Below are 13,050 nucleotides of genomic sequence, written 5' to 3' on the forward strand. Positions count from 1 at the left end.
TCGTTATAGCTTAGAGCCGCAAGATTCGCGGATAATTAGTTCTGGATTATGGTTGATAATCATTGGCTCGACTTGACCGTTAATTGCGCTAATTAGTTGTAAAATAGCCATTTTACCAAGATATTCATTGTGTTGATCCATGGAAGTTAAACGCGGAGTTTGGTAATCGCCATTCATAAATTGATCGCAGCTGACAATAGCGATGTCTTCAGGGCAAGAAAGTTTGGCATCATTAATCGCTCGAATTGCCCCGATAGCCACATTGTCATTGATAGCTACAAGTGCTGTCGGCAAAGTAGCGCTATTTTCTAAAAGTTGAGTCATTGCTGCGTAGCCATCAGCCGTATAATAATCAGACAGAACCACCCAGTCGTCATTTACCGGATGTTGATAGCTAGTCATTGCTTCTTTAAAAGATTCTAGACGGTAGGTGGTGATTTTTACACCAGATTCTCCGCCAATAAAACCAATATTTTTGTGTCCAAGTGCAGTTAGATGACTAACTAAGGTTGTTACCCCTTTTTTTAAATTACGTTCAATAAATAAACAGTTGAGCTCAGGAATTTTCGACCCGATAACAACAACTGGAATTTCATTATTTAACTGATTTAGAGCAGTTATATACTCTTTTGGAACGATTTCTTTATCGATTTCTCCACCTAAAATAAGTAAACCATCCACTTGCTTTTCTAAAATGATTTTCAAGTAATCTTCTTCCGTTAGGGGATGTTGATTATTCTTATTATTTGGCTCCGCAAGCATTGTATTGAACAAAATCGTCGAAAACATATAATCTAGCGCGAATTTTTGAATTTGCGTTATAAGTGAAATGAAATAGGGATTGGAAATATCTGGTAAAATAACGCCTATATTCTTCGTCTGCTTATTGACCATCCCACGAGCAAACACGCTAGGTGTGTAATTATGTTCATCAATGATTGCTTGGATTTTTTTGCGTTTCGCAGCTGACACAGAAGGACTGTTATTAAGAACCCGCGAAACAGTTGAAACGGAGACACCGCTAAGTTTAGCTATTTCTTGTATGGTTATTTTTTTCATTCGAAATGTTCACCTCGTAAGCATTTTTAACTATTTTAAGTGTAGCGTACTTAGGGGGAAATAACAAGTGAAATTTGGTAACGTTATCAAAAATATAATAAAAAGGGTTGACATATTAAAAATATCCGGTTATTCTATGGTAGAAAGCGCTATCAACAAACGTTTTAATTTGGTAACGTTACCAAAAATGAGGTGGAATAGTTGGACATACAAGAATCTGTCATCGGAATTGATCTAGGTGGCACTAAAATTTTAATTGGCGAAGTAACAAAAGATGGTGAGGTGCTAAATTCCAAGAGTTACCCAAGTAATACGGAGAATCAGACCAAAGCTACCGAAACATTGTTAAAGGTTTTAGATGATTACACGCAAAATATTGGTTTTATAGCACCAAAACAAACGGGTATTGGTGTAGGATTAGTTGGTCGTGTGAATCACAAGTCAGGTGTTTGGTTAGAGATTGAACCTGGAAAAAGCAATCCAACCCCGCTCGCAGACATTTTAGAAGCAAAAACAGGATTACCTGTAAGTCTGGGCAATGATGTTGTTTGTGCCACAATGGCCGAAAAGCAATTTGGTTGGGGACAAGAAACAAACGATTTTATTTATTTAAATGTTGGTACTGGTCTTGCTGCTGGGTTTGTGGTGGATGGACGAATTATACAAGGCGGGCACTTTAACGCGGGTGAAATCGGTCATGCTGTAGTAGATATTCATAGTGATGTACTCTGTGGTTGCGGTAGACGTGGTTGTGTGGAACGACTTGCTTCCGGTCTTGGGATTAAAGAAGAGGCACTGAGACGTTTAAATAACTACCCGACATCCATACTTGCTGAAGCCGAAACAGAACTAACTGGAAAAATGGTTCTTCATGCAGCGGAGCAAAAAGATGAGCTTGCAGAGGAAATTATTGATAATGCAACGTTTCAGCTAGCTAATTTGATTATGAATTTAGTCCGTACAACCGACCCTGAATGCGTAATTCTTGGCGGAGGCGTGACGCAAAATGAGCATTTTTTCCAAAAGATACTAGGTAATCTTCAAAGCAATACAATTCGTTTTGTTACAAAAGGTGTTGTCCGCTCTAAGCTTGAGAAGGATAAGGTTGGCTTAATTGGTGCAGCCGTTATTGGAATGAGACTAGGAAATGAAGGAGGAAAAGAATGAAGCCAAGTATGAAACGACAAATTGCGCAAACTGGTATTATTCATCGACCACTCCCTATTGAAACCAAGCATGCGTTAGAAACTTTAGCGAAAAAGAAACAAGTTTTATCAAGTAGGACTTTATTTAGCTCTAAACAACATGTTTCTTTAGAGTTTGCACATCAAGGAGCAGGAGATTTTACTATTTCTGACCAAGATGAAATCAAGCTTTCTTCGCCTGTGGTTATGCCGCATTGGCCCGCTGGTGCTCCGGATGACGGTGATTATACTAATTTTGGTAACGTTACCATATCGGCCCCGATTGAAAATGAGGACTGGAGCGGCTTTAATCGTGTGCGAATCCAAGTTTTCCCTGATTTTCCTGGAGTAACAAATCCCTATTTAATGATTAGTTTTAAAAACGACGGGAGCGTGAAAGTGCCTGATATATATGGGCGAGAAGGTGTTCACGGTGTGAATTTAATCAACCATGAATGGAATGATGTCATTTTTGAAATTGAAGGTTTGCCGCGTGACCGAATGACCGAAATGAGTTTTAGTTATTACTTGAATGGCCCAGAGCGATTGACTGCTGGAACGATGGAATTATTCATTAATGAAATTAAATTAGAACAAATCAGTGAGCCGGAAATCTCCAAGGGTTGGATTCCGCAAGATAATACGCTAGTTTATTCGCATAACGGTTACTCTAAGGGCATGCCCAAAGTAGCGTTTTGCGCCAACAAGTTTGTAGCGACTTCCTTTACAATTCACGACAAAGAAACAGACAAAGTTGTTTTTACTGGAAAAAGTTACCAAAACGCAACAGAAACTGGCGATTTCATTATTCTTGATTTTTCTGATTTACAAACTGTGGGTGAATACTATTTAAAATTTGCGGATATGCAAACGGAAATTTTTCAAATTGGGACTTCCGAAGTGATCTGGGAATCTTCTATCTGGAAATCGCTTAACTTTATTTTCTGCGAACGATGCGGTTGCCCGGTTTTTGGGAAACATACGACTTGTCACGCAGATATTATCGCTGAACACGATGGGAAACAGTTGTCATTTAATGGTGGATGGCACGATGCGGGCGATGTTTCGCAGCAGCTTATTCAAACGGCGGAAGTAACGATGGCTTTATATGAAATGGCTTCGAGTTTACCTGAAAAAGAGGAAATGTTGCGGATGCGCCTTTTAGAAGAAGGCGAGTGGGGACTAGATTTTATTTTGAAAACGCGCTTCGGAGACGGTTTTAGAGCGACTAGCGCAGGTATGACGAGATGGACGGATGGGCTTGTTGGTGGGATGGATGATGCAATTGCGCGCGTTCATAACCAAGCTTATGAGAACTTTTATTGTGCCGGGATTGAAGCGTATATTGGCAGCCAAATTGCGGATAATGCTACTATGCAGAATCATTTGCTGAGAATCGCGGAAGAGGATTTGCTTTTTGCGATAAAGGAACTGGAAAAACACGGAACGAGCCAAAAGCCGATTTTCTGGGAGCATACGTATCAAACCTCAGAAAGTCTATATTATGCGACTGCTTCTTGGGCAGCTTCGATGGTTTATCAACTAACAAACAAAGAAATATATGCAGAAAAAGCGGCCGAATGGTTAGATTTGATGCTAGAAGCGCAAGAAAAAGCTGGAATTAGAGACAGCGAAACTAGCGAACTTTACAAAGGATTTTTCTACCGCGATAAAACGCACAAGGTCATTCAGCATTTTAATCATCAAGCACGCGAACATCTTTATTTACTGGCACTTGAGGCGGCGCTTGAAACGCAACCGAGTAACGCTGAAAAACAAACTTGGTTACAAGCGGTCGAAATGTACGGCGACTATTTGAAAAAAGTAACACGTTTCACTAAACCATATCCGCTTATTCCAGCAGGACTTTATAAAAAAGATGAGTATTTAGACGAAGCAAGTTTCCACTTACAACATTTACTCATAGATGAACGGGCGATAGAAGAATACCAATTACAATTCGAGCAAGGTATCCAAATAAACGACGAGATAGCGTTGCGAAAATTCCCAATTTGGTTCTCGTTTAGAGGAAATAACGCTATTTTACTTTCGGCAGGAAAAGCCGCATCGATTGCTGGAAAAATTTTGAAAGATAAGTCGCTTTTAGATATTGCGGAAGGTCAGTTACAGTGGGTAATTGGAATGAACCCGTTTGGACAATCAATGATGCATGGCGAAGGTTATCGCTACGCACAGCAATACAGTGTACTAAATGGCGAAATCACAGGAGAAATACCAGTCGGAATGGAAACTTTTAGAAATGAAGATGAACCATACTGGCCGGAGTTTAATAATGCAACTTATAAGGAAGTTTGGGTCGGTAATGCCGGCAAATGGATGTCAATTGTAGCAGATTTAAACAAAATAACAGGAAAGTCATAGGAGGACAAAAAAATGAGTTCAGAGAGAAGTTTATCTAGCCGATTTATTGAAGGATTATCAATTTTTGCCCAAAAAATTTCATCGCAAAAGCATATCATGGCAATTCGTGATGGCTTTGCAGCGATGATTCCGATTACGATTATTGCCGCATTTTTCTTGCTTGTAAATAACGTGTTACTTCAACCAGAAAATGGTCTGCTTAAATTCATTCCAAATGTAGAAAATTATTTGGGTGTAGGTATTCAAGTCTATAACGCGACACTCGGTATTATGGCGATTTTAGCAGCATTCTTAATTGGTAACTTTTTAGCTAAATCATACGGAATGGAAGGGCGTACGGAAGGGGTTATCGCTGTAGCTGCTTATGTTGTTTTAATACCGGCATCTTCACATTTAATGTCGGTTGACGGTAAAGCTTTTGAGGCTGGCGGCGTTTTAACCCAAGAAATGACAAGTTCGACAGGAATGTTCCTTGCAATCATCGCTGCTTTAGTCAGTGTTACCATGCTTGCGAAATTCTCGAAAAGTAAAAAATTAAAAATCTCTATGCCTGAAAGTGTTCCACCGGCAATTGCAAAATCATTTAACATTTTAATTCCATCATTCTTAGTTCTAAGTATTTTAGCAATTATTGAAGTGCTTGTAGTTAGTTTTGTATCAATGAGTATTCCAGAAATTATCGTAAAAGTACTACAAATTCCATTAGTTGGCGGGTTCCAAACGTTACCAGGTATTCTACTTTATGTATTTTTAGCGGGATTCTTATGGGTCTTTGGTATTCACGGCGCATTCGTATTAGGCGCGATTTCTGGACCAGTTCTTTTAACTTCTTTACAACAAAATATTGATGCAGTGAATGCAGGGACAGCTTTACCGAACATCGTTACACAACCGTTTTTAGATGCTTTTGTATACATGGGTGGCGGCGGAACCATCATCTGTTTAGTTATCGCGATTTTCATTGCTTCTAAACGACCGGATCACCGCATGGTCACAAAATTCGGCTTAATTCCGAGTATTTTCAACGTCAGCGAACCACTAATGTTCGGACTGCCAGTTGTATTCAACCCGATTTATGGTATTCCATTAGTTATTGCACCTCTAGCTTCGACTGCAATGGCATACTTCGCAACTTCATGGGGCTGGATTAGCCAAACTTATATTTTGATTCCGTGGGTGACGCCACCAGTGCTTTCGGGTTACCTTGCGACAGGCGGAGACATTCGCGCGTCCATCCTTCAAATCGCAATTATTATCGTTGGAACGCTGATTTACCTACCATTTGTACTCGTAGCAAACCGCGCGTATGTTTTAGAACAAAAAGCTGCTGGGAAAGTAGAAGCAGAAACAGTAACGAATGGAGAAGTTTAAAATGAAACCAACAATGATGACGTATATTAATGAAGAAGAGGAAATGTGTCGAGTAATTTTAGCAGATTTCCAAACAAATGCAGAAAAACTAGAATCACTCGTAAAAAATGGCGCAAAAGAATGGTTAATTTTAGCAACTGGATCAAGCTTAAATGCAGCTCAAAGCGCCAAATATTACATTGAAAATCTAGCCGATGTCCGCATTACGATTGAAGAACCCTTCAACCATTTATATTATGAAAAATTATCAAGCCATCTAGATTTGGTTATCGGGATTTCGCAAAGCGGTCAAAGCACGTCGACCATTTCTGCGCTAGAACGAGTGAAAAAAGAAGCTTCCGTTCCAGTAGTCGCTCTAACTAGTGATGTAACGAGTGAAATTGCTGAATTTGCGGATATTACGCTTGATATTGGCTCCGGAAAAGAACGAGTTGGCTACGTAACAAAAGGTTTTACAGCAACAGTTCTAACATTAATGCTGACAGGACTTCATTTTGCATACAAAACAGTACAAATTGATGAAACTAGGTTCAATAATGAAATCAGTGCATTTAGCCGAGCAATCGATGCAATTCCAGCAACAATTGCCGAAACAGAAGCATTTTATGAAAGATGGCAAGAGGAATTCGCTACTGCACCGAAATTCACAGCAATTGGATATGGTCCTACTGTTGGAACATGCAAAGAATTTGAAACAAAATTCTCAGAAACTGTCCGCGTGCCATCACAAGGTCTTGATTTAGAAGCGTTTATGCATGGGCCGTATTTAGAAGTAAATCCACAACATAGAATCTTCTTCTTGGAGACGGCGAGTGCAGTTACCGAGCGATTAGTATTGTTACGGGATTATGAATCTAAATACACCCCGTTTACGTATACAGTTAAATTTGGTAAAGGTGAAGATGACCGAACGCTAGTTATACCAACAGATTTAGATGAATACCAAGCGCCTTTCCTAATGATTCTTCCTTTCCAAATTTTAGCGCATCATATTGCGGAGTTGAAAGGCAATAAATTAACAGAACGTATCTACACAGACTTTGGCGTAGCGATGAAGAGTAAAACAAAACCAGGTGACTATGCATAAGAGAGGCTAATAGACTGGAAAAATCCTTATAAGGAGGGTTTTTCCAGTCTTCTTTTTGTATTTGGGTCACATGTTACGCAGAATGTAACGAGTTACAGGGTGATTCCGTCTGTTCTTAAAAAAAGAAAACGTATTCAAAAACAATCTCTTTTGTACTATGATGAGCATGTGGCAAGGAAATACTCGAGTATGCCCCAGAAAAGGTTTAGAAAATAAATGGTTGAGGTGATAGAAATGAACAAAAAAAGAGATTTTATCGACACTAAAGATTTTTCTAAAGAAGAAATACTATTTATGATAGAAATCGGTCGCAAAATGAAAGAATCTATTAAAAACGGTCATTACCCACAACTTTTAAAACATAAGACGCTTGGGATGATTTTTGAACAATCATCAACAAGAACTCGTGTATCTTTTGAAACAGCAATGACACAGCTTGGTGGTCATGCGCAATATTTAGCTCCTGGACAAATTCAGCTCGGCGGACATGAATCAGTAGGCGATACAGCCAAAGTTCTTTCTAGGCTTGTAGATATTTTGATGGCGCGTGTTGAACGTCATCAAACGGTAGTAGAACTTGCAAACACAGCTGCTATTCCGGTTATTAATGGGATGAGTGATTACAACCATCCTACACAAGAATTAGGTGATGCAATTACTATGTTCGAACACCTTCCAAAAGGAAAAAAGATTGAAGACTGCAAAATTGTCTTTGTAGGAGATGCTACTCAAGTATGTGCATCTACAATGTTTATGGCAACAAAACTTGGAATGGATTTCGTTCAATTTGGACCAAAAGGATTTCAATTACGTGAAGAACATTTGAAAATCGCTGAAGAAAATTGCAAAGTATCTGGCGGGAGCTATTTAATTACAGAAGATGTGGACATTGCGTTAAAAGACGCAGATTTCATTTATACAGATGTTTGGTATGGCCTATACGAAGCGGAACTTTCCGAAGAAGAGCGAATGAAAACTTTTTATCCTAAATATCAAGTGAATAAAGAATTGATCAGTAAAGCGGCTCCACATGTGAAGTTTATGCACTGTTTACCCGCAACTCGTGGGGAAGAGGTTACGGACGAAGTGCTTGATGCTCCATACTCAGTTGTTATTGACGAAGCTGAAAATCGTTTAACAGCGATGAGAGCACTGCTTGTATACTTTATGAATCCGTATGTGAGAGAAGCGGGTTTTGCAGTTGCGGAAAAATATGATGCAGAACTAGAGTTATTACTTAGAAATGGCGCTGGCTTATAAGATACCAAAATAAGGAGGAGAAGAGAGCGCTGGCCGTTTTCTTCCCCCCACTTAAAAAGAGGAGTGGGCATTTTGGAAAAAAAGAAGAAATTCAGATTATTTGATGCGGTTCTTATGGCTGTATGTGTCGTTTTAGTTGTGGAATCTGCCGCGCCAGCAGCGGCGATAGGATCATCTCAATTTTTCTGGTGGATTGCGTTACTTATTTTATTTTTCTTACCATATGGACTTGTTTCGGCAGAACTTGGGACAACCTATGATGATGAAGGCGGAATCTATGATTGGGTAAAACGGGCATTTGGCCGAAAATGGGGTGCGCGTGTCGCTTGGTTATACTGGATTAATTATCCGATTTGGATGGCGAGTTTAGCGGTATTGTTTGTAGAAGTTATTACGCAAATTTTCCCGGTTTCATTTGGGACGCCGGTTTCGATTTTGATTCAGCTCATTTTTGTGTGGATTGTTGTTATTATTAGTTGTTATCCAGTGAGTGATAGCAAATGGATTCTTAATATCGCAGCTTTCTGTAAAGTGGCAATTATGCTTTGCCTTGGTGTACTTGGAATTTATTTTGCGATGACGAAGGGATTGGCGAATGATTTCTCTGGAAAAGCATTACTTCCAACTTTTGATTTAGAGAGTTTGTCATTTATTTCAGTCATTTTATTTAATTTCTTAGGTTTTGAAGTGGTAACAACGCTTGCGAGTGACATGGAAAATCCTAAAAAACAAATTCCTCAAGCAATCATTTATGGTGGGGTTTTGATTGCATTCTTCTATTTACTAGCAGCTTTCGGAATGGGGGCAGCAATTCCGACTTCTGAACTTTCAACATCCGGTGGTCTTATTGATAGCTTTATTATGCTGATTGGCGGAGTTAACCCATTTGTTATTATTATTGGGATTATGTTTATGTATACATTAGTAGCAAATTTAGTCTCTTGGGCACTAGGCGTGAATTATGTAGCAATGTATGCAGCGAAAAACAAAGATTTACCAGCTGTTTTTGGAAAAACAAATCCGAAAAATGATATGCCAACGGGTACTAGTATTTTAAATGGGATTGTAGCTTCTGTATTAATCGTTGCGGCACCACTTATTCCAAATGAAAATATTTTCTGGGCATTCTTTGCATTAAATGTAGTTGCTTTACTAGGTTCATATATCCTAATGTTTCCAGCATTTTTGAAATTACGTAAGGTGGATCCGGACCGAGAACGTCCATTTAAAGTGCCAGGTGGCAAAATCTTGCTTTACTTAATGACTTTCGTACCAATGATTTTACTCATTATTACTTTGATTTTCTCTGCAGTACCATTAAATGGTTCAAGTGCAGAATTAAATGAAAAAATCCCAATCTTAATTGGAACCGTTGTAGCGGTGATTGTTGGTGAAATATGTATTTGGCTTGCTGGGAAAAGAAAAGACAAAGGAGAGATAGGAAATGAGAACGATTGATAGTTCTTCTAAAAAAGATGGATTTAGAATGCCTGGGGAATTTGAAAAACACGCTGGTTGCTATATTATTTGGCCAGAACGACCAGATAATTGGCGCTTAGGAGCCAAACCTGCGCAAAAAGCTTTTGTTGATGTGGCGACAGCGATTTCCCGTTTTGAACCAGTTACAGTTGTTGCAAGTTCAAGTCAATATGTAAATGCGAGATATATGTTGCCTGATGAAATTCGCGTAGTGGAAATGGATAACGACGATGCTTGGGTGCGCGATTCTGGACCAACTTTTGTGGTCAATGATTCTGGTGACGTACGTGGTGTGGATTGGTCATTTAACTCTTGGGGTGGATTGGTCGATGGTTTGTACTTCCCGTGGGATAAAGATGATCAAGTCGCTCAAAAAATATGCGAATTAGAGCGAAAAGATCGTTATCGCTTAGCTGATTTTGTGTTAGAAGGAGGTTCCATTCATGTCGATGGTGAAGGCACGCTTGTAACGACAGAAGAATGCTTATTATCAGAAGGTCGCAATCCACAACTTTCAAAACAGCAAATCGAAATGGTTTTAAAAGAGTATTTAAATTTAGAAAAAATTATTTGGTTAAAACGAGGAATTTATTTAGATGAAACGAATGGTCATGTAGATAATATTTTCAATTATGTACGCCCAGGTGTAGTAGCGCTCGCGTGGACAGATGATGAAACTGATCCGCAGTATGAAATTTCTAAAGAATGCTTTGATATTTTATCGAATGAAACCGATGCAAAAGGGCGCAAATTAGAAGTGCATAAAATAAATGTACCAAAACCAATTTTAATTACCGATGAAGAAAGTAAAGGTGTAGATGCTGTGGAAGGAACGCTACCACGGGAAGAAGGCGACCGACTGGCAGCAAGCTATATTAATTACTACACAGCGAATGGTGGAGTGGTTTTCCCGCTATTTGGGGATCCAAATGATGAACTTGCCCGCGAAAAATTACGTCAACTTTATCCAAACTGTGAAGTGGTTGGTGTGAAAGCAAGAGAAATTTTACTTGGTGGCGGAAATATTCACTGTATTACTCAACAGGTGCCAAGAGGATAAGGAGTGAACAGCATGAATCAAAAAATAGTCGTGGCACTAGGTGGAAATGCAATTTTATCGAGTGATGCCAGTGCTGAAGCGCAACAAAGTGCACTTGAAAAAACAGCCGAATATTTGGTGCAATTTATCGAAAACGGGGATGATTTAATTATTTCGCATGGAAATGGACCGCAAGTAGGCAACCTGATGCTGCAACAACATGCGGGAGCTTCTGAAAAGAATCCAGCAATGCCGCTTGATACGTGTGTCGCAATGACGCAAGGGAGTATTGGCTACTGGATGCAAAATGCGTTAGATAAAGCATTTTTAAAACACGGGCTAGATAAAGTAGCGGTTTCATTAATTACACAAGTTGTTGTGGATAAAGATGATCCTGCTTTTAAAAAACCAACCAAACCAATTGGGCCTTTTCTTACTAAAGAAGAGGCTGAAAAGGAAATGGCAGAAACTGGTGCAATATTTCTTGAGGACGCTGGTCGAGGTTACCGTAAAGTTGTACCATCTCCTCGCCCGCTTAGTATTAAAGAACATCAAATTATTAAACAATTGGTTGATAGTGGTGTTGTGACTATTTCTGCTGGTGGAGGCGGAGTTTCGGTCGTTGAAAATGGCCTTGATTTATCTGGGGTAGAGACCGTAATCGATAAAGATTTTGCTTCTGAAAAACTTGCAGAACTAATTAGTGCGGATTTGTTGGTTATTTTAACAGGGGTGGAAAATGTTTATATCAATTATAATCAGCCAAATCAAAAGAAACTTGAAAGAGTTACCGTTTCAGAATTAGAAAAATATATTGATGAGAAACAATTTGCAGCAGGAAGTATGTTGCCCAAAATCGAAGCAGCAACAGCTTTTGTCAAAGAAAGACCAAATGCCAAAGCAATAATCACCTCGCTTGAAAATATTGGCGCCATGCTAGAACATGGGGCAGGGACAGTGATTATTGCGGGCTAGTAGAATAGGGCGAAATCCGGGTACTTGTTACTCGGTTTTTGTCTTGTAAAACAGTATTTCATGTATAATGTGGTTATGAAGTAATAGGAGGAGAATGAGGATGGGACAACTGAAAGGGTTGCCGGTAGAGGACGGATTCAGAATGCCAGGAGAATACGAACCTCATATTGGCTGTTTCATGATTTGGCCAGAAAGACCTGATAACTGGCGGCTTGGTGGAAAGCCAGCGCAACAAAACTATAAAGAAGTTGCAGTCGCTATTTCAAATTTTGAGCCAGTCACTATGTTTGTATCACCAAATCAATATAAAAATGCTCGTAAAGAACTTCCGGATACCATTCGTGTTATCGAAATGAGTAATGATGATGCGTGGATACGCGATTATGGACCAAGTTTTTTGGTGAATGATAAGGGAGAAATGCGTGGTGTTGACTGGGGATTTAATGCTTGGGGTGGTCTTCTTGATGGTCTATATTTTCCGTGGGATAAAGATAATCAAATTGCAAAAAAAGTTTGTGATTTAGAGCGACTTGATTACTACTCACAGAATGATTTTATTTTAGAAGGTTGTTCCATTCATGTAGACGGTGAAGGGACGCTGGTTACGACAGAAGAGTGTCTGTTATCAGAAGGAAGGAATCCGAATTTAACCAAAATAGAAATCGAACAAACTTTAAAAAAATATTTCCATGTACAAAAGGTAATTTGGCTTAAGCATGGCTTCTATCTTGACGAAACAAACGGACATGTAGATAACATTTTTAACTTTGTGGCACCTGGCGAAGTTGTTTTATCGTGGACGGATAACAAAAGTGATCCGCAGTATGAAATTTCAAGAGAATGCTATGATATTTTAGCTAACCAAACAGATGCTAAGGGAAGAACTTTTATAATACATAAACTACATTGTCCGGATCCAGTACTTATTACGCAAACAGAGAGCGAAGGTGTGGAGGCGATTAATGGAACTTTCCCTAGACAGGCTGGAGATCGATTAGCTGCTAGTTATGTAAATTACTATACAGCGAATGGTGCTATTATTTTCCCATTGTTTGATGATCCAAAAGATAAAGATGCGCAGGAATTACTTGAACAGTTATATCCTGATAGAAAAATTGTGGGGATTAAAGCACGTGAGATTTTGCTAGGCGGCGGAAATATTCACTGTATCACGCAACATCTCCCTGATAAAAGTACGATACGTGAATAAAAAG

Annotated in this window: 10 protein-coding genes; 9 read left to right on the forward strand and 1 reads right to left on the reverse strand. The window is 39.2% G+C overall.

All coding sequences use genetic code 11. The features are described 5' to 3' along the window. Positions 1 to 3: 3 nt before the first annotated feature. Complete coding sequence (locus LMOATCC19117_RS00205) at positions 4 to 1,059, reverse strand: LacI family DNA-binding transcriptional regulator (RefSeq protein ID WP_003724867.1); 1,056 nt, start codon at positions 1,057 to 1,059, stop codon at positions 4 to 6. 201 nt (positions 1,060 to 1,260) lie between these two features. Between LMOATCC19117_RS00205 and LMOATCC19117_RS00210 the strand changes: the two genes are divergently transcribed. The 9 genes from LMOATCC19117_RS00210 (at position 1,261) to aguA (LMOATCC19117_RS00250) (ending at position 13,046) form a co-directional block, all read left to right on the forward strand. Beyond that, on the forward strand, positions 1,261 to 2,226 hold the full coding sequence (locus LMOATCC19117_RS00210; protein ID WP_003734184.1) for an ROK family protein: 966 nt from the start codon (positions 1,261 to 1,263) through the stop codon (positions 2,224 to 2,226). After that, entirely contained in the window at positions 2,223 to 4,625 is a 2,403-nt protein-coding gene (locus LMOATCC19117_RS00215; protein ID WP_003727556.1) for a glycoside hydrolase family 9 protein, read from the forward strand. The genes LMOATCC19117_RS00210 and LMOATCC19117_RS00215 overlap by 4 nt, the downstream gene beginning before the upstream one ends. 12 nt (positions 4,626 to 4,637) lie before the next feature. Beyond that, positions 4,638 to 5,996: a PTS sugar transporter subunit IIC gene (locus LMOATCC19117_RS00220; RefSeq protein ID WP_003724870.1), complete on the forward strand. Its 1,359-nt coding sequence runs from the start codon at positions 4,638 to 4,640 to the stop codon at positions 5,994 to 5,996. A gap of 1 nt (position 5,997) precedes the next feature. Beyond that, entirely contained in the window at positions 5,998 to 7,083 is a 1,086-nt protein-coding gene (locus LMOATCC19117_RS00225) for a glutamine--fructose-6-phosphate aminotransferase (RefSeq protein ID WP_003724871.1), read from the forward strand. A gap of 234 nt (positions 7,084 to 7,317) precedes the next feature. After that, a complete protein-coding gene (ptcA, locus tag LMOATCC19117_RS00230) occupies positions 7,318 to 8,343 on the forward strand; it encodes a putrescine carbamoyltransferase (protein WP_003724872.1) in 1,026 nt (341 codons plus the stop codon). A 72-nt stretch (positions 8,344 to 8,415) separates the two neighbouring features. Beyond that, positions 8,416 to 9,801, forward strand: a complete 1,386-nt coding sequence (locus tag LMOATCC19117_RS00235) for an APC family permease (protein ID WP_003727554.1) — start codon at positions 8,416 to 8,418, stop codon at positions 9,799 to 9,801. Then, positions 9,788 to 10,882, forward strand: a complete 1,095-nt coding sequence (gene aguA, locus LMOATCC19117_RS00240) for an agmatine deiminase (RefSeq protein ID WP_003724874.1) — start codon at positions 9,788 to 9,790, stop codon at positions 10,880 to 10,882. Before LMOATCC19117_RS00235 ends, aguA (LMOATCC19117_RS00240) begins: the two co-directional genes overlap by 14 nt. Before the next feature lie 12 nt (positions 10,883 to 10,894). Next, a complete protein-coding gene (gene arcC / locus LMOATCC19117_RS00245) occupies positions 10,895 to 11,836 on the forward strand; it encodes a carbamate kinase (protein ID WP_003727553.1) in 942 nt (313 codons plus the stop codon). A gap of 100 nt (positions 11,837 to 11,936) precedes the next feature. After that, positions 11,937 to 13,046, forward strand: a complete 1,110-nt coding sequence (aguA, locus tag LMOATCC19117_RS00250) for an agmatine deiminase (RefSeq protein ID WP_003734183.1) — start codon at positions 11,937 to 11,939, stop codon at positions 13,044 to 13,046. Positions 13,047 to 13,050: the final 4 nt, after the last annotated feature.

Origin of the sequence: Listeria monocytogenes ATCC 19117 (assembly GCF_000307025.1) — a bacterium.
Taxonomy (GTDB): Bacteria; Bacillota; Bacilli; order Lactobacillales; family Listeriaceae; genus Listeria; species Listeria monocytogenes_B.